Origin of the sequence: Pseudomonas sp. B14-6 (assembly GCF_013260315.1) — a bacterium.
In the GTDB taxonomy this organism is placed as follows: Bacteria; Pseudomonadota; Gammaproteobacteria; order Pseudomonadales; family Pseudomonadaceae; genus Aquipseudomonas; species Aquipseudomonas mandelii.
The window spans coordinates 5,854,933-5,873,467 of sequence record NZ_CP053929.1 but is presented as its reverse complement, the minus strand read 5'-3'; the positions used below and the strand labels follow the sequence as shown (position 1 = coordinate 5,873,467).

The following is an 18,535-nucleotide window of genomic DNA, read 5'->3' as shown; positions in this document are numbered from 1 at the left end:
TCCCCATGATGACCTTGCGTCAGATCCGTCACTTCATCGCCGTGGCCGAGACCGGATCGATCTCCGCCGCCGCGCAAACCGCGTTCATTTCCCAATCGACCTTGACCCTGGCGATCCAGCAACTGGAAGAGGAGATTGGCGTCGGCCTGTTCAACCGACACGCAAAGGGCATGAGCCTGACCCATCAGGGCCACCAATTCCTGCGCCAGGCGCACCTGATTCTGGCCACGGTGGACAACGCCAAACGCAGCCTGCAACAAAGCACCGATCAGGTCGCCGGGCAGCTGATCATCGGCGTGACCAGCCTGGTGGCCGGTTATTACCTTGCGGATTTGCTCACCCGTTTCCAGCGCGCCTATCCCAACGTTGAAATCCGGGTGATGGAGGACGAACGCCCATACATCGAACATTTGCTGGTCAGCGGTGAGATCGATGTCGGCGTGCTGATCCTGTCCAACCTCGAAGACCGCCATGCCTTGCAGACTGAAGTGCTGACTCATTCGCCCCACCGGTTGTGGTTGCCGGCTCAGCATCCGCTGCTGGAACACGACAGCATCAACCTTGCCGATGTGGCCCGCGAACCACTGATTCAGCTCAACGTCGACGAAATGGACCGCAACGCCCACCGCATGTGGAGCGGTGCCGGGCTGCAACCGCGCATCACCCTGAAAACCGCGTCGACGGAAGCCGTTCGGAGCCTGGTGGCCGCAGGTCTGGGTGTATCGATCCAGCCCGACATGACCTACCGCCCCTGGTCACTGGAGGGCGACATCATCGAAGCCCGCCCGATTGCCGACCTGAGCCAGACCCTTGATGTCGGCCTGGCATGGCGTCGTGGCACGGCGCGTCCGGCATTGGTGGACCCGTTTTTGACCGTGGCCCGCGAACAACCCCACGGCGGGCGCAAGCCATCTATTTAATCGAACGCCACCTTCAGTATTTAGAATTTGTCGACCTCGGGCCCGCGCACTAGTCTTGCTCCATCAATAAGACGGCCGGGCCCAGTCACTGGGAGCACCATGGCCACACAAGAAAAGAGAACCCGAAAAATGGCTGGCGCGCAGACCCCGTTGTTCACCGCGTTGTTGATCGATGGCGAATTGGTCGCGGGTCAGGGTTTTGTCGAGCCGATCCTCAACCCCGCCACCGGGGAAGTGCTGACTCACATCGCCGAAGCCAGCACCGAGCAAGTCGAAGCCGCCATCCTTGCCGCCCACCGCGCCTTTGCCGGCTGGTCGCGGACCACACCGCAGCAACGCTCGAACCTGTTGTTGGACATCGCCAACGCCATCGAAAAACAAGCCGACCTCCTCGCCCGACTCGAATCGCTGAATTGCGGCAAACCGTTGCACCTGGCCCGTCAGGACGACTTGAGCGCGACGGTCGATGTGTTCCGCTTCTTCGCCGGCGCCGTGCGTTGCCAGACCGGCCAGCTCAGCGGCGAATACCTGCCGGGCTACACCAGCATGGTCCGGCGCGATCCGATTGGCGTGGTCGCCTCGATTGCGCCGTGGAACTACCCGATCATGATGGCCGCGTGGAAAATCGCCCCGGCCCTCGCCGCCGGCAATACGCTGGTGTTCAAACCGTCCGAACACACGCCGCTGTCGATTCTGGCCCTGGCGCCGGCGCTGGCCGAGATCCTTCCACGCGGCGTGATCAACATCGTCTGCGGCGGCGGTGAAGGCGTCGGCAGCCACTTGGTCAGCCATCCCAAAGTGCGCATGGTGTCGCTGACCGGCGATATCGTCACCGGGCAGAAAATCCTCCAGGCTGCAGCAAAAACCCTCAAGCGCACGCACCTTGAGCTCGGCGGCAAAGCGCCGGTGATCGTCTGCAACGATGCCGACATTCAAGCCGTGGTCGAAGGCGTGCGCACTTACGGTTATTACAACGCGGGGCAGGATTGCACCGCGGCTTGCCGGATTTATGCACAGGCCGGGATTCACGACCGCCTGGTGGCGGAACTCGGCGCGGCGGTCAGCAGCCTGCGCTTTGCCGGTAAACGCGACGCCGACAACGAAATCGGCCCGCTGATCAGCACCCGCCAGCGCGACCGCGTGGCCAGTTTCGTCGAGCGCGCCCTCGGCCAGCCGCACATCGAGCGGGTGACCGGCGCGGCGGTGCATTCCGGTGCCGGCTTCTATTACCAGCCGACGCTGCTGGCCGGTTGCAAGCAGAGCGACGAGATCGTCCAGCGCGAAGTATTCGGGCCGGTGGTCACCGTGACCCGTTTCGATCAGCTCGAACAAGCCGTGGACTGGGCCAACGATTCGGAATACGGCCTCGCCTCCTCGGTCTGGACGCAGAACCTCGACAAGGCCATGCAGGTCGCGGCGCGGTTGCAGTACGGCTGCACCTGGATCAACAGCCATTTCATGCTGGTCAGCGAAATGCCCCACGGCGGCCTCAAGCGGTCCGGGTATGGCAAAGACTTATCCAGCGATTCGCTTCAGGACTACAGCGTGGTGCGGCACATCATGGCGCGCCACGGACAGCATCTCTGACTACGCTAATAACAAGCCGCTAACGGCATGCTTCACCACGTTCACAACTGCCCCGACCATAATTAAAGAAGAGGGAATCCCCATGTTCGTGCACAAGACCGCACTGCTCAGTGCAATCACCACGGCGCTGCTGGCCAGCGCCAGTCTCCAGGCCGCCGAACCACTGAAAGCCGTCGGTGCCGGCGAAGGCCAGCTGGATATCGTGGCGTGGCCCGGCTACATCGAACGTGGCGAAAGCGACAAGGCCTACGACTGGGTGACCGGTTTCGAGAAGGAAACCGGCTGCAAGGTCAATGTGAAGACCGCGGCGACTTCCGATGAAATGGTCAGCCTGATGGCCAAGGGCGGTTATGACCTGGTGACGGCGTCGGGCGACGCCTCGTTGCGGTTGATCGTCGGCAAGCGTGTACAGCCGATCAACACGGCGTTGATTGCGAACTGGAAAAGCCTCGACCCACGCCTCAAAGATGCGCCGTGGTACGTGGTCAACAAGCAGACCTACGGCACCCCGTATCAGTGGGGCCCGAACGTGCTGATGTACAACACCAACGTATTCAAAACTGCGCCGACCAGCTGGGGCGTGGTGTTCGATGCGCAGAACCTGCCGGACGGCAAACCGAACAAGGGCCGCGTGCAGGCTTACGACGGCCCGATCTACATTGCCGACGCGGCGCTGTACCTGAAAAGCACCAAGCCGGAACTGGGCATCAAGGACCCGTACCAACTCACCGAAGCCCAGTACAAGGCAGTACTCGATCTGTTGCGCGCCCAGCAGCCGTTGATCCATCGCTACTGGCACGACACCACCGTGCAGATGAGTGACTTCAAAAACGAAGGCGTGGTCGCGTCCAGCGCCTGGCCGTATCAGGTCAACGGTCTGATCAACGAGAAACAACCGATCGCCTCGACCATCCCGAAAGAAGGCGCCACCGGTTGGGCCGACACCACGATGTTGCACGCCGAAGCCAAGCACCCGAACTGCGCTTACAAGTGGATGGACTGGTCACTGCAACCGAAAGTCCAGGGTGATGTGGCGGCCTGGTTCGGTTCGTTGCCAGCGGTGCCAGCGGCCTGTACCGGCAGTGAATTGCTGGGTGCCGAAGGCTGCAAGACCAACGGCTTCGACCAGTTCGAGAAAATCGCCTTCTGGAAAACCCCGCAGGCTGAAGGGGGCAAGTTCGTGCCTTACAGCCGCTGGACCCAGGACTACATCGCGATTATGGGCGGCCGCTAACACACCGGCCCCTGTGGCAAGGGAGCTTGCTCCCGCTGGGTGGCGAAGCTGCCCCAAAACCAGTTAATGCGGTCTATCAGAGAGGCCGCATCAGTCCTTTTGGGAGTGCTGCGCACTCCAGCGGGAGCAAGCTCCCTCGCCACAATAAGTTTTCCAACCAGAAAGTTGATTCAGATTTTTCAGAAGTCCAGGCAGGGCCGCTGTGACGGCCCTCGCCTTTTTGGAGCACCGCACCATGACGCTTGCAGTCCAGTTCACCAACGTTTCCCGTCAATTCGGCGAAGTGAAGGCCGTTGACCGGGTTTCCATCGATATCCAGGACGGCGAGTTCTTCTCCATGCTGGGCCCTTCCGGCTCGGGCAAGACCACCTGTTTGCGCCTGATCGCCGGTTTCGAACAACCGAGTGCTGGCTCCATCCGTATTCATGGCGAGGAAGCCGCCGGACTGCCGCCGTATGAGCGTGACGTCAACACGGTGTTTCAGGATTACGCGCTGTTCCCGCACATGAACGTGCTCGACAACGTCGCCTATGGCTTGAAAGTCAAAGGCGTCGGTAAAGCCGAACGGCAGAAACGTGCCGAAGAAGCCCTCGACATGGTTGCCCTCGGCGGTTACGGCGAGCGCAAGCCGGTGCAACTGTCCGGCGGCCAGCGCCAGCGTGTGGCCCTGGCCCGCGCCCTGGTCAATCGCCCTCGCGTGCTGCTGCTCGACGAGCCGTTGGGCGCTCTCGATCTGAAGCTGCGCGAACAGATGCAGAGTGAGTTGAAGAAGCTGCAACGCCAGCTCGGCATCACCTTTATCTTCGTCACCCACGACCAGACTGAAGCGCTGTCGATGTCCGACCGTGTGGCAGTGTTCAACAAAGGACGCATCGAGCAGGTCGACACCCCGCGCAACCTGTACATGAAACCGGCCACCACGTTCGTCGCGGAATTCGTCGGCACGTCCAACGTGATTCGCGGCGATCTGGCCAAGCAATTGAGTGGCAATCCACAGCCGTTTTCGATTCGCCCGGAACACGTGCGTTTTGCCGAAGGCCCGCTGGCCAGCCACGAGATTGAAGTCAGCGGCTTGCTCCACGACATTCAGTACCAGGGCAGCGCCACGCGCTATGAACTGAAACTGGAAAACGGCCAGACCCTGAACATCAGCCAGGCCAACGTGCAGTGGCTGGACGTCAGCGCCCAGCACCAGACCGGGCAACGCATCAGCGCACGCTGGGCGCGCGAGGCGATGGTCCCGCTGCACGACAACGTTGTCGGTGGGGTGTGAGATGACCAGCGTGGCTATCCCTCAAACCCCGGCCGGCGGTTCGCCGTTGCGCAGGTTTTCCAACCTGCTGTATCGCCGACCGAATTTTTACCTGTCGCTGCTGCTGGTGCCGCCGCTGCTGTGGTTCGGTGCAATTTATCTCGGCTCGCTGCTGGTGCTGCTGTGGCAAGGCTTCTACACCTTCGATGACTTCACCATGGCGGTCACCCCCGACCTGACCCTGGCGAACTTCGCAGCGCTGTTCCAGCCGTCGAACTTCGACATCATCCTGCGCACGCTGAGCATGGCCGTCGCCGTCTCGCTCGCCAGCGCGATCGTTGCGTTCCCGATCGCCTATTACATGGCGCGTTACACCACTGGCAAAACCAAGGCGTTTTTCTACATCGCGGTGATGCTGCCGATGTGGGCCAGTTACATCGTCAAGGCGTATGCCTGGACCTTGCTGCTGGCCAAGGGCGGCGTCGCGCAGTGGTTCGTTCAACACCTGGGGCTGGAGCCGGTGTTGCAATTCGTGCTGGGCATTCCCGGCGTAGGCGGCAGCACTTTATCGACCTCGCACCTGGGCCGTTTCATGGTGTTCGTCTACATCTGGCTGCCGTTCATGATCCTGCCAATCCAGGCTTCGCTGGAACGCCTGCCGCCGTCGTTGTTGCAAGCGTCTGCGGACCTGGGTGCCAAGCCACGCCAGACCTTCATGCAGGTGATTCTGCCGCTGTCGATTCCAGGCATCGCGGCTGGTTCGATCTTCACCTTTTCGCTGACCCTGGGCGACTTCATCGTGCCGCAGCTGGTGGGCCCGCCGGGCTACTTTGTGGGCAGCATGGTTTACGCGCAGCAGGGCGCAATCGGCAACATGCCGATGGCCGCGGCCTTCACATTGGTGCCGATTGTGTTAATCGCCATTTACCTGACTATCGTCAAACGACTGGGGGCCTTCGATGCACTCTGACTCTTCATCACAGGGGCAGGCTTCTATGGGATTAAAAATCGCAGCCTGGGGCGGGTTGGTGTTCCTGCACTTTCCGATCCTGATCATCTTCCTTTACGCCTTCAACACCGAAGAAGCGGCGTTCAGCTTTCCACCCAAGGGCTTCACCCTGCATTGGTTCAGCGTGGCGTTTTCTCGGCCCGATGTACTGGAAGCGATCAAGTTGTCGGCCGAAATCGCCGCCATCGCGACACTGATTGCGATGGTCCTCGGCACCCTCGCGTCGGCGGCGTTGTACCGGCGGGATTTCTTCGGCAAGCAAGGCATCTCGTTGATGCTGATCCTGCCGATTGCGTTGCCCGGGATCATCACCGGGATCGCGTTGCTGGCGACCTTCAAGACACTGGGGATCGAACCGGGGATGTTCACCATCATCGTCGGCCACGCGACCTTCTGCGTGGTGATCGTCTACAACAACGTCATCGCCCGTTTACGCCGCACTTCGCACAGTTTGATTGAAGCGTCGATGGACCTCGGCGCCGACGGTTGGCAGACCTTCCGTTACATCGTCCTGCCGAACCTTGGCTCGGCGCTGCTGGCCGGCGGCATGCTCGCGTTTGCGCTGTCGTTCGACGAAATCATCGTCACCACCTTCACCGCCGGCCATGAACGCACCCTGCCGCTGTGGCTGCTCAACCAGCTCAGCCGCCCACGGGACGTGCCAGTGACCAACGTTGTCGCGATGCTGGTGATGATGGTGACCATGCTGCCGATTCTCGGTGCTTATTACCTGACCCGGGGCGGTGAGAGCGTGGCGGGTAGCGGCGGGAAATAACGAACAACGATTACTCCCTGTCGTAACCGAATCGAATGTGGGAGCGAGCCTGCTCGCGAAAGCGGTGTGTCAGCCAACATCAATGTTGAATGTTAAACCGCATTCGCGAGCAGGCTCGCTCCCACAGTTTGAACCGGTTCCTTCAGAGAAAAACAATAGTTTGAAGAGGACAATGCCATGCAAACCAAACTCTTGATCAACGGCCAACTGATCGACGGCGACGGCCCCGCCCAACCGGTGTTCAACCCGGCCCTCGGCCGTGTGCTGGTGGAAATCAACGAAGCCAGCGAAGCCCAGGTCAATGCCGCCGTGCAAGCCGCCGACAGCGCCTTCGAAAGCTGGTCGCAAACCACGCCGAAGGAACGCTCGCTGCTGCTGCTCAAACTCGCCGACGCCATTGAAGCCCACGGCGAAGAGCTGGCCAAGCTGGAGTCGGACAACTGCGGCAAACCCTACAGCGCTGCGCTGAACGATGAGATCCCGGCGATTGCTGACGTGTTCCGTTTCTTCGCCGGCGCCAGCCGTTGCATGAGCGGTTCGGCGGGCGGCGAATACTTGCCCGGCCACACCTCAATGATCCGCCGCGACCCGGTTGGCGTGATCGCCTCCATCGCGCCGTGGAACTACCCGCTGATGATGGTCGCCTGGAAAATCGCCCCGGCCCTCGCCGCCGGTAATACCGTGGTGCTCAAGCCGTCAGAACAAACCCCGCTGACCGCGCTGCGTCTGGCGGAACTGGCGTCGGAAATCTTCCCGGCCGGCGTGCTCAACCTCGTCTTCGGCCGTGGTCCTACCGTTGGCAGCCCATTGGTCACGCACCCGAAAGTGCGCATGGTCTCGCTGACCGGCTCGATCGCCACCGGATCGAACATCATTTCCAGCACCGCCGACAGCGTCAAACGCATGCACATGGAACTGGGCGGCAAGGCCCCGGTGATCATCTTCGACGACGCCGACATCGACGCCGCCGTGGAAGGCATTCGCACCTTCGGTTTCTACAACGCTGGCCAGGATTGCACCGCAGCTTGCCGCATCTACGCGCAGGAAGGCATCTACGACAAATTCGTCGAGAAGCTTGGCGAAGCGGTCAGCAGCATCAAGTACGGGTTGCAGGATGACCCGTCGACCGAGCTGGGGCCGCTGATCACTGCGCAGCACCGTGACCGCGTGGCCGGCTTTGTCGAACGTGCCGTGGCGCAACCGCATATCCGCCTGGTCACCGGTGGCAAGTCTGTGGAGGGGAATGGTTTCTTCTTCGAGCCGACGGTGCTTGCGGACGCTCAACAGGACGACGAAATCGTCCGTCGCGAAGTGTTCGGGCCCGTGGTGTCGGTGACCAAATTCATCGATGAAGCGCAGGTGCTGGGTTGGGCAAACGATTCGGACTACGGCCTGGCGTCGTCGGTCTGGACCTCTGACGTCGGTCGCGCGCATCGCTTGTCTGCCCGCTTGCAATACGGCTGCACCTGGGTGAATACGCACTTCATGCTGGTCAGCGAAATGCCCCATGGCGGTCAGAAACTGTCTGGCTACGGGAAGGACATGTCCATGTATGGGCTGGAGGATTACACCGTTGTGCGGCATGTAATGTTCAAGCATTAAAAGCTTCGCGGGCACGCCTCGCTCCTACAGGTTCGCCGCAGTACCTGTAGGAGCGAGGCTTGCCCGCGAAGGCATCACCTCGGTTTCAAGGTAGAAACCGGCACCACGCACCACCAGGGTTCAACGCCAGAAAACCAAAACAATAACCACCGATCCGGGCAGCGCCTCCAAGGCCCCGCCACGGTTTCGGACATCCGAAATCTGCCGATTTTCCGGAGCTGACACACCATGAGCGCATCACCCGAACTCTCTGTAGCCGTTGCCGACAGCGACGCCGAGCAGCTACGCAAGCTGGGTTACACCTCGAACTTCAACCGCAGCATGAGCCTGTGGGAAAACTTCGCCCTGGGCTTCACTTACCTCTCCCCGGTCGTCGGGGTTTATACCCTCTTCGGCCTGTGCCTGGCCGCCGGTGGACCGCCGATGTTCTGGGCTTATTTACTGGTCGGTTGCGGCCAGTTGCTGGTGTGCCTGATCTTCGGTGAAGTGGTTTCGCAGTTCCCGATTTCCGGCGGCGTGTACCCCTGGGCTCGTCGCTTGGTGGGCAAGCGCTGGGCGTGGATGGTCGGCTGGATCTACTCCATCGCCCTGTGCGTGACCATCGCTGCCGTTGCCGTCGGTGCCGGTCCGTACCTGGCCGCAATGATGGGCTTTGAACCGAGCAATAACACCAACATCGTCATCGCGCTGTTCCTGACGCTGTTCGCCACCCTGGTCAACCTCAGCGGCACCAAAATGCTGGCGCGGATCGCCATGTTCGGCTTCCTTTGCGAGCTGGTCGGCGCAGTGATCGTTGGCGTCTACCTGCTGATCTTCGAGCGTCACCAGTCGATCAGCGTGTTGTTCAACACCTTCGATATCAGCATTGACGGCTCGTACCTGCCGGCCTTCCTCACCGCCTCGCTGGCGGGGATGTTCCTGTACTACGGCTTCGAGGCCTGCGGCGACGTGGCCGAAGAAACCCCGAACCCAAGCAAGCAGATTCCGGTGGCCATGCGCATGACCATCTACATCGGCGGCATCGCGGCGATGTTCGCCTGCCTGGCGCTGATCCTCGCCGTGCCGGACATGCAAGCGGTAATCAACGGCACCGACAAAGACCCGGTCACCACCATCCTCAACAACGCCTTCGGCCCGGTCGGCTCGAAAGTGGTCATGGGTGTGGTGATGATCTCCTTCATCTCCTGCGTCATCAGCCTGCAAGCGGCGGCGAGTCGTCTGCTGTACTCCTACGCCCGAGATGAAATGGTCATTGGCAGTTCACTGCTGAAGAAGATTTCCCCTACGACCCAAGTGCCTGTGGCTGCGCTGTTCGTGTCCGGCGTCCTGCCGGCCCTGATCATCATTCTCGGCTTCTTCCTGCAAGATGCGGTGGCCACCATCGTCAGTTTCGCGGCGATCGGCATCTATCTGGCGTTCCAGATGATCGTCCTCGCCGCGCTATACGCACGCCTGAAAGGCTGGAAACCAAGCGGCAAATTCACCCTCGGCGGTTGGGGGTGGGCGGTGAACATCGGCGCGCTGGTTTATGGCGTCGGCGCGATCATCAACATGGCCTGGCCGCGCACACCGGATGCGGCGTGGTACATCAACTATGCGATGGTGTTGAGTACAGCGATCGTTATTGGGTTGGGGTTGTTGTACATGTGGTTGGCCAAGCCGTATGACCACGGGACTGCGCCAGCGGGGGATGCGTGGAAGGTTAGTCGGTAATAACCAGTGTCCAGCCCGCAGCGATGCCGGCTGGACGCTTGGTGTTAGATCGGCTGAAGTTTGGAGAGGGTTTCGAATTCGTCCATCAGCAAATGGATTTCGGTGCTCGGGTTGGGTTCGCCGCTGATGGCGACATCCTCGATAATCTTTGGCGCTAAAGCTCTCGCCTTTTGAAATGGCTCACCCAGGAGTTGGGCGAAATAGTTGACATCTTCGCCCTTGGCGTACTTATCCATGTTGGGCTTTTTTCTGAGGCTCTTGGCGACCAGGTCGCCGGGAGAACGCTTCCCGACTGCACGGAAAGGCTTTCGATTGAATCCGAAGTGCAGAAGCAGCCAAAACTCAAAGCAAGGATACGACGCGATGACTTTGATTTTCGGATGCGGTCTCGCCAGATTGATGGCTCGCTCAAAACACAAATGCGTATCGCGATCCAATGCACAAAACACCTTGTCGAAGCCTTTCTGACGGACGATAGCTGTTTCAACAATGCCGCTTGGGTGTGTGATGCCGCAGTGGGCAATTTCTACTAGAGCGCTGGCACGAAAATGGAATGCGGCCTCCTCCAGATATCGTTTTCCTGACTTGCTGTCTTCACAGAGAATCAGCACTTTGGGTTGAGGCTTGAACCGGGGTGCCTTCCGATCAAACAGCCGTATTGAACGCGCCATGTTCAACCTCGCCTTATCAACGGTAACCCACGATAACGGCCCTCAAAGTAGCGTTTTTCGACGTTTTCTCCTTCCCTGCCTTCAAAATCGTGAACCGAAAAAAGACAGGTCGCACCCTTAGCATCGCGTTCGGTAATCCAGAACTGATCGCGCCGAAGTGCTTTGGTATTCATTAGATGAGTGTCGTGGGTGGTAAAGATCAGTTGAGTACCTAGCCCACTGTCCAAGTGTTTCTCAATCAGACCATCGACTATTGAGGGATGAAGGCTGCTGTCCAATTCATCGACAGAAAGAATCCCGCTCCCATCGGCGTGATTGATCATGAACCAGGGCAGCCAGAAACCGATCAGGTTTTTTGTACCGCCGGACTCCTCTGAAAAATCGAACTCGGCTTTTCCTAAAAGGCTCGTATGCGTCAGGGTGACTTTGTCTTTTTGGGTCTCCGCAAAGAACTCCTTAAGTGTGAGTTTTTTTGTACGGTGAAAAGATTCTGCGTCTTCGGTGTTGAGGTGAATAGCTGACACCGGGATATCCACTTCCTTTAGAAAGTCTCGCAAATTGCCAGTGTGATCCGAGGCCATCTTCAGAAATCTGATGGACGCAGCAGACAGCCCCATCATGTTGTTCTGCTCAATAACCAACAGACCTGATTGAAACCAGCTAAACGGGGCCCGCAACTGGGTCAGCTCTTCGCTACTGTTCGCCACCGCCTGTGAAATAAACAACATTTTTGGGCTCGTCAGGCGCCGCCATGCACTGTGGACTTCTTTACCACCCTCAAGACTTGCCCCAAAGGCATATTGCTCCCCTTCTCCCCCAAAAGACGCTGATACAGCAGCGTTTCCTTACCGTTGGGATAGGAAATCAGTTGTTCCTCGATAATCCGCTGAGCCGTCAGGCGTAGAACAAAGCGATATCGGAGCCCGCGCTGAATGAAGTTGTACTCAAAAGAACTGGGTTCGTTTTGAAGTTGCGAGTCAAAACGAAATGGCGAGACCGGTAGCGGTTCATCATTTGAGGAAGGTAATGCGGTGAGCAGCTGTCCGATGATCCCCATCGCCCGGATGAGCGAAGATTTACCGGACGCATTCGGCCCGTAGATCGCAGCCACCTTCAACAAATCCGGTAGTTTTTCTCCATTTAAGGGCGGCGTAAACAGGTTGCGTTTTTTACTCAAGCGCGGCGTCGCAGCCATGGACAGGGTTTGCCTGTCGCGGAAGGAGCGATAGTTGGAAACAGAAAATTCAATCAGCATGCAGCGAACCCGCAGTTCAGTCCTGAAAGGCCAAAAAATAAAGGAAAAAACAGCCGTTCGGCGCAGTCGCACTGCACTTCACGCAAAAACAGGAAATTCCTACAGACCGAGCCTTCCGTTAGAAGCTCCAATTCCTACAACGCGCGGCGCCAGAGTAGACTTGGCGCCGCGAGCGCCTGAACGATAGGCTTTACCTCGTCGCTGCCAAATCAGCGACCCGGTGTCGAAGCCGGTAAATCATCAACATGGCGCATCCGCGCCCCCATATGAACTGGGGCAATTTTTTGCCTTTCAGTTTTGCTTTATGGTGGGCCGTGTGGCGCGGGCCTCTTGGCTTGCATGTTGATCGAGAATGTCCCGACTTCGAACGCCGCACGGTCCGCCACCCATAATCTGTCGAAGGATTAGTGGCGGCTCCCTTTTCAACATGGAGTCGAAAAATGCTCAAGCACCCGCTAAATCCGTCTGAAACCCATCCTCATTTCATCCCTACCGTCTTCACCCGCCACAACCGCTTCCTCCACGCCTTCATGCAGGACAACCAAGCCTGGTTCTGCGTCCAGGACCTCGGTCGCTTGATGGGCCGTCCGCTGGACCAACGTCTCACCCTGAAACTCGATCCCGATCAACGCCGATACGTCTGGTTGCTGAAGGATGGCAAAACCGTCGAATCGTTGATGGTCAGCGAATCGGGAATGTATGCATTGCTAGTCCACCATTTCATCCCGGAAAACCGAAACCTGCGTCAGTGGCTAAGCAACGAAGTCATCCCGACGCTGCGTGAGTCGAGAGCGGCTGTGGATAACATTCCAAGCCTGAGTTCGTTGCAGTGGGCAGGCATCTCGGTGCCGCTGCTGCACTGGCAGCATCAAGCCTGGATCAAGTGGCGCGACATGCCGGATCTGATGCAGGCACAGCGACCGTTCACGATCGTGGGCACTTGCAGTTGAAGGCAGGGTGAAAAATGAAAAAGGGGCAGACTTTACAGTCCGCCCCTTGGCTTAGCGCTCAAAACCGCGAAACACTCCGCATCGCATCCACCAGATACCGCATCGCAATCCGGTCGTTTTCCGACAGCTCGCGATACCGCTCCAGCAGCTTCATTTCGTCCGAACTGAGGCGATGCCTTCGCCGCCCGGTGGCCAGGCAAGGGAAGATTCCCAACATTTCTGTGATGCCTTGTACTTTCGTCATGGACGATGTCCTTCTATAAGCCCGAGAAAACTTCAAAAACCGCATCGCCCTATCCTTTTATTAGCCGCCGGCCTGAAGGGCAGAAACCGGTCATGAACACAGGATAGGAACATTCCCGGCGCTGAAAAGCGGTTTTTAGAGTAATTAGTCAAAAAAAGCAGAAATGCCCTATAAATCAGAAAGTGCTGTCGGAAAAATTCACCGACATTTCTTGTTTCATTGCCGCATCATCAAAGTGCTACCAATCATTTTTTCTCTGCAACCGAACGGTTTAAGCTATTTGTTATCTGTTTAAAGTCCGTTGCGTTTGGCCGAAGGCATGTCCGAACCGATATTTTTGATCCAGCACGTGCCAGGAACGGCGCGGGATTGTTCACGACAGGTTGTACTTATGCATCGCAGGAATTTGCTCAAAGCGTCCATGGCCATCGCTGCCTACACCGGTTTGTCGGCCACCGGCCTGCTCGCCTCCCGTGCCTGGGCGGCCAGCGGCACCGCTGATGGCGCAGCCCAGGCGTTCGATTTCGAGACGCTGAAGATTCAGGCCAAGCAACTCGCCGGCAATCGCTATCAGGACACCAAGCAGGTGCTGCCGCCGACGCTGGCGACCATGACGCCGCAGAATTTCAACGCGATCCGCTACGACGGCAACCACTCTCTGTGGAAAGACTTGAACGGTCAGCTGGACGTGCAGTTCTTCCACGTCGGCATGGGCTTCAAGCAGCCGGTGCGCATGTACAGCGTCGATCCCAAGACCCGCCAGGCCCGGGAAGTGCATTTCCGCCCTTCCCTGTTCAACTATGAAAAAACCACGGTCGACACCAAGCAGCTCACCGGCGACCTGGGGTTTTCCGGGTTCAAGCTGTTCAAGGCCCCGGAACTGGACAGGCACGATGTGTTGTCCTTCCTCGGCGCCAGTTATTTCCGCGCGGTAGACGCCACTGGCCAGTACGGTCTGTCGGCCCGCGGCCTGGCCGTCGATACCTACGCCAAGAAGCGTGAGGAATTCCCGGACTTCACCAAATTCTGGTTCGAGACCCCGGGCAAGGACAGCACCCGCTTTGTGGTCTACGCGCTGCTGGATTCGCCGAGCGCCACTGGCGCCTATCGCTTTGACATCGATTGCCAGGCCGAACGCGTGGTGATGGAGATTGACGCCCACATCAACGCGCGTACCGCCATCGAACAACTGGGCATCGCACCGATGACCAGCATGTTCAGCTGCGGCACCCACGAGCGCCGCATGTGCGACACCATTCACCCGCAAATCCACGACTCGGATCGCTTGGCCATGTGGCGCGGTAACGGCGAGTGGATCTGCCGTCCGCTGAACAACCCGGCGACCCTGCAGTTCAACGCCTTCGCCGACACCGACCCGAAAGGTTTCGGCCTGGTGCAGACCGATCACGAGTTCGCCAACTATCAGGACACCGTTGACTGGTACAGCAAGCGTCCAAGCCTGTGGGTAGAACCTACGACCGCGTGGGGCGAAGGCTCTATCGATCTGTTGGAAATTCCTACAACCGGCGAAACCCTCGATAACATCGTCGCGTTCTGGACTCCGAAGAAGCCGGTCGCGGCCGGTGATTCCCTGAACTACGGCTACAAGCTCTACTGGAGCGCCCTGCCACCGGTGAGCACGCCGCTGGCGCGGGTCAATGCGACCCGTTCGGGCATGGGCGGGTTTATCGAAGGTTGGGCGCCGGGCGAGCATTACCCGGAAGTCTGGGCTCGACGCTTTGCCGTGGACTTCAACGGTGGCGGCCTGGATCGCTTGCCGGAAGGCGCGGGGATCGAGCCCGTGGTGACCTGCTCGAACGGCGAGGTGAAGGACTTCAACGTGCTGGTGCTGGATGACATCAAGGGCTATCGGATCACCTTCGATTGGTACCCGACCAATGACAGCGTGGCGCCGGTTGAGCTGCGGTTGTTCATTCGCACTAATGACCGGACGTTGAGTGAGACCTGGTTGTACCAGTATTTCCCGCCAGCGCCGGATAAGCGTAAGTACACCTGAAAGCAATAGGTTGTCTGGGCTTGCCCCTTCGCGAGCAGGCTCGCTCCCACAGTTGATCTGCGGCGTACACAGAATTGTGTTCCATGGAGCTCCAGTGTGGGAGCGAGCCTGCTCGCGAAGGGGCCGGTCCAGACTTACAAAAATCCCGGCCCAGAAACACAAAAGCCCCGATCACAGCGATCGGGGCTTTTTGCTTTTACAGCCGAATTCAGTCGCGCAAATCCGACTCATGAATCGGCTGATCCCGATGGGTCGCCCGCTGATACTGCGCCGGCCAGATCGCCTTGCGACCGCCCAGATCATCATCGGCATGCAGCGGCCAATACGGATCACGCAACAGTTCCCGCGCAAGGAAGATGATGTCCGCCTGGCAGGTGCGCAAGATGTGTTCGGCCTGGGCCGGTTCGGTAATCATTCCGACCGTGCCGGTGGCGATGCCTGACTCCTTGCGCACCCGTTCGGCAAAGCGGGTCTGGTAACCCGGCCCTGTAGGAATTTCGGCGTTGGCCGCCGTCCCCCCGACGAGACGTCAATCAGGTCCACACCCAGATCTTTCAGGCGCCGCGCCAACTCCACTGTTTCATCAGGGTTCCAGCCATCTTCCACCCAATCGGTGGCCGACACTCGCACAAACACCGGCAACTCCTCAGGCCAGACCGCACGTACCGCTTCGGTGACTTGCAGCACCAGCCGAATCCGGTTCTCGAACGAGCCACCATATTGATCGCGTCGCTGATTGCTCAGTGGCGAAAGAAACTGATGCAGCAGGTAACCGTGAGCGGCATGGACTTCGACCACTTTGAAACCGGCAGTCAGCGCTCGCTTGGCTGAGGCGACAAAGGCCTGAATGACCTCAGCAATCTCGCTTTCATCCAGCTGCTTGGGATGTGTGTGCTGCGGGTCGAAAGCAATCGGCGACGGCCCTACCGGCACCCAGCCGCCGTCTTCGGGTTTGACGCTGCCATGTTTGCCGATCCACGGCCGATGGGTGCTGGCTTTGCGCCCGGCGTGCGCCAGTTGAATACCGGCCACCGCGCCCTGAGCGGCGATGAAGCGCGTGATGCGTTGCAGGGGTTCGATTTGTTCGTCATTCCACAAGCCGAGGTCCTCGGCGGTGATGCGCCCGTCGGCCGTGACCGCCGTGGCTTCAGTAAAAATCAGGCCGGCCCCGCCGACGGCGCGGCTGCCGAGGTGGACCAAGTGCCAGTCATTGGCCAGCCCATCGACGCTGGAGTACTGGCACATCGGTGATACGGCAATGCGGTTGAGCAGGGTCAATTGACGAAGGGTATAGGGTTCAAGCAGCAGACTCATGGGGCACCTCTCGAATCAGTGGGCAGGCTCCAGGGTTCTGTTTGAAAAGTCGACGAGTGACAGGAAAAAGGCGCAGCACCCGCCCCCGCGGGCAAAAATTGGACAAGACGTCACAAGGATAATCAAGCAGTGCTTAGAGCCTAGTCGACATCGGGGGATGAGGGAGGGTTCCGAGGGATTCGGTGTCAGAAAGATCGCTTTCATGAGCAGGCTCGCTCCTACAGGGTTTGTGCAAATCCTGTAGGAGTGAGCCTGCTCGCGAAGGGCTCAACGCGGTTCGATGTGGGCAATCATCAGCTGCACCGTCTCGTTCCCGCGAAACTCGTTGAGGTCGAGTTTGTAGGCCAATTCCACCCACTTGATGGTCGGATTCGGCCAAATGTCGCGGTCGATGCCGAAGGCAATGCCATCGAGCTTCACCGAGCCACATTCGCTTCTGAGCACCACTTTGAGGTGTCGCTCGCCGACGACGCGCTGCTCAACCAACTGAAACACGCCATGAAACAAAGGCTCAGGGAAGTGCTGCCCCCAAGGCCCGGCATGGCGTAGCGCACGGGCCAGTTCGAGATGGAATTCTTCGACCGCCAAAACCCCGTCCGACAGCAGACGCCCGGTCAGGTCTTCTTCGCGCAATTGCCGGCGCACTTCAGCGTCAAAGGCCTCGGCGAACAACGGAAAATTTGCTTCCGGCAAGGTCAGACCGGCCGCCATGGCGTGGCCGCCGTACTTGCTGATCAGGTTCGGATGCTGCGCGGCCACCACACTCAAGGCGTCACGAATATGAAAGCCCTGAACCGAACGCCCCGACCCTTTGAGCAAACCATCGCCAGCATCGGCAAAGGCAATGGTCGGACGGAAATAGCGCTCTTTCATACGCGAAGCGAGGATGCCGATGACGCCCTGGTGCCACTCGGGATCAAACAGGCACAGGCCAAACGGCATCGATTCGACCGGCAAATCCTTGAGCTGAGCCAGCGCTTCACGCTGCATGCCCTGCTCGATGGATTTGCGGTCCTGGTTCATGCCGTCGAGCTGCACGGCCATTTCCCGCGCCAACCCGGCGTCGTCGGTGATCAGGCATTCGATGCCCAGGCTCATGTCATCCAGGCGCCCCGCCGCATTCAGGCGCGGACCGACAATGAAGCCCAGGTCGGTCGAGGTGATGCGTGCCGGTTCGCGCTTGGCGACTTCGAGAATCGCCTTGATGCCCGGACGGGCGCGGCCGGCGCGAATCCGCTCCAGGCCCTGGTGCACCAGAATCCGATTGTTGGCATCCAGCGGCACCACGTCGGCGACGCTGCCCAGCGCCACCAGGTCCAGCAGCTCGCCAATGTTCGGCTGCGGCGTGCTCGCGTACCAACCGAGGCTACGCAAGCGTGCGCGCAGGGCCATCAATACATAGAAAATCACCCCGACGCCGGCCAGTGCCTTGCTCGGAAATTCGCAACCCGGCTGGTTCGGATTGACGATGGCATCGGCCAACGGCAGTTCGTCGCCGGGCAAGTGGTGGTCCGTGACCAGCACGCTCAGGCCTGCCTTTTTCGCTGCCGCCACGCCTTCGACGCTGGAGATGCCGTTGTCCACCGTAATCAGCAACTGCGGCGTGCGCGTCAGCGCCACCTCAACGATTTCCGGGGTCAGGCCATAGCCATACTCGAAGCGGTTCGGCACCAGATAATCGACATGTGCCGCGCCCAGCAGCCGCAAACCCAACACGCCCACGGTACTGGCGGTCGCGCCATCGGCGTCGAAGTCGCCGACAATCAGAATCCGCTGGCGCTGTTCCAACGCCGTGACCAGCAAATCCACCGCCGCATCCATGCCCTTGAGCTGCTGGAACGGGATCAACCGCGCCAGGCTCTTGTCCAGTTCCGCCTCGGATTGCACGCCACGCGCCGCGTAAAGACGCGTCAGCAGCGGCGGCAGATCGCCGAGGAATGGCAGGGTGTCGGGCAACAGGCGAGGTTCGATGCGCATGGGGTGACAGGTGCT

At 59.4% G+C, this 18,535-nt stretch carries 13 protein-coding genes and 2 pseudogenes; 10 read left to right on the top strand and 5 right to left on the bottom strand.

Going from position 1 to position 18,535, the window contains the following annotated elements; translation table 11 throughout:
- Positions 1-5 precede the first annotated feature (5 nt).
- From HP062_RS26750 to HP062_RS26715, 8 genes are all read left to right on the top strand, one after another.
- A complete protein-coding gene (locus HP062_RS26750; RefSeq protein ID WP_010462940.1) occupies positions 6-920 on the top strand; it encodes a LysR family transcriptional regulator in 915 nt (304 codons plus the stop codon).
- A 99-nt stretch (positions 921-1,019) separates the two neighbouring features.
- Positions 1,020-2,507 (top strand): gamma-aminobutyraldehyde dehydrogenase, encoded by a 1,488-nt coding sequence (locus HP062_RS26745; protein WP_077748302.1) that lies wholly within the window; start codon positions 1,020-1,022, stop codon positions 2,505-2,507.
- 82 nt (positions 2,508-2,589) lie between these two features.
- Positions 2,590-3,741 (top strand): putative ABC transporter substrate-binding protein YdcS, encoded by a 1,152-nt coding sequence (gene ydcS / locus HP062_RS26740; RefSeq protein ID WP_172792315.1) that lies wholly within the window; start codon positions 2,590-2,592, stop codon positions 3,739-3,741.
- Positions 3,742-3,976: 235 nt separating this feature from the next.
- Positions 3,977-5,014 carry an ABC transporter ATP-binding protein gene (locus HP062_RS26735; protein WP_010462946.1) on the top strand — a complete coding sequence of 346 codons (1,038 nt, stop codon included), beginning with the start codon at positions 3,977-3,979 and terminating at the stop codon, positions 5,012-5,014.
- 1 nt (position 5,015) lies between these two features.
- The gene (locus tag HP062_RS26730; RefSeq protein WP_077748299.1) at positions 5,016-5,963 is read left to right on the top strand and encodes an ABC transporter permease; all 948 of its coding nucleotides are present in this window, start codon (positions 5,016-5,018) and stop codon (positions 5,961-5,963) included.
- The gene (locus HP062_RS26725) at positions 5,953-6,777 is read left to right on the top strand and encodes an ABC transporter permease (RefSeq protein WP_172792314.1); all 825 of its coding nucleotides are present in this window, start codon (positions 5,953-5,955) and stop codon (positions 6,775-6,777) included. The genes HP062_RS26730 and HP062_RS26725 overlap by 11 nt, the downstream gene beginning before the upstream one ends.
- A 177-nt stretch (positions 6,778-6,954) precedes the next feature.
- Positions 6,955-8,379 carry a gamma-aminobutyraldehyde dehydrogenase gene (locus HP062_RS26720; RefSeq protein WP_172792313.1) on the top strand — a complete coding sequence of 475 codons (1,425 nt, stop codon included), beginning with the start codon at positions 6,955-6,957 and terminating at the stop codon, positions 8,377-8,379.
- 228 nt (positions 8,380-8,607) lie between these two features.
- Positions 8,608-10,092 carry an APC family permease gene (locus tag HP062_RS26715; RefSeq protein ID WP_169856294.1) on the top strand — a complete coding sequence of 495 codons (1,485 nt, stop codon included), beginning with the start codon at positions 8,608-8,610 and terminating at the stop codon, positions 10,090-10,092.
- A gap of 44 nt (positions 10,093-10,136) precedes the next feature.
- On the opposite strand, the gene HP062_RS26710 is transcribed toward HP062_RS26715, so the two are convergent.
- Both HP062_RS26710 and HP062_RS26705 read right to left on the bottom strand, forming a co-directional pair.
- Positions 10,137-10,763 (bottom strand): RloB family protein, encoded by a 627-nt coding sequence (locus HP062_RS26710; RefSeq protein WP_172792312.1) that lies wholly within the window; start codon positions 10,761-10,763, stop codon positions 10,137-10,139.
- Between the two features lie 2 nt (positions 10,764-10,765).
- A pseudogene (locus HP062_RS26705) lies at positions 10,766-12,018 on the bottom strand (ATP/GTP-binding protein).
- A 440-nt stretch (positions 12,019-12,458) separates the two neighbouring features.
- On the opposite strand from HP062_RS26705, the gene HP062_RS26700 reads away from it, so the two are divergent.
- A complete protein-coding gene (locus HP062_RS26700; protein WP_145306848.1) occupies positions 12,459-12,968 on the top strand; it encodes a Bro-N domain-containing protein in 510 nt (169 codons plus the stop codon).
- A gap of 58 nt (positions 12,969-13,026) precedes the next feature.
- Here the strand turns inward: HP062_RS26700 and HP062_RS26695 are convergent, their stop codons facing one another.
- A complete protein-coding gene (locus HP062_RS26695; protein ID WP_010462962.1) occupies positions 13,027-13,212 on the bottom strand; it encodes a hypothetical protein in 186 nt (61 codons plus the stop codon).
- A gap of 391 nt (positions 13,213-13,603) precedes the next feature.
- Between HP062_RS26695 and HP062_RS26690 the strand changes: the two genes are divergently transcribed.
- Positions 13,604-15,229 carry a glucan biosynthesis protein D gene (locus HP062_RS26690; protein ID WP_077748293.1) on the top strand — a complete coding sequence of 542 codons (1,626 nt, stop codon included), beginning with the start codon at positions 13,604-13,606 and terminating at the stop codon, positions 15,227-15,229.
- A gap of 208 nt (positions 15,230-15,437) precedes the next feature.
- On the opposite strand, the pseudogene HP062_RS26685 reads toward HP062_RS26690, so the two are convergent.
- Together HP062_RS26685 and recJ are read right to left on the bottom strand one after the other, a co-directional pair.
- A pseudogene (locus tag HP062_RS26685) lies at positions 15,438-16,543 on the bottom strand (NADH:flavin oxidoreductase/NADH oxidase).
- A 267-nt stretch (positions 16,544-16,810) separates the two neighbouring features.
- Positions 16,811-18,520, bottom strand: coding sequence for a single-stranded-DNA-specific exonuclease RecJ (recJ, locus tag HP062_RS26680; protein ID WP_077748292.1), 1,710 nt, complete (start codon positions 18,518-18,520; stop codon positions 16,811-16,813).
- Positions 18,521-18,535 lie beyond the last annotated feature (15 nt).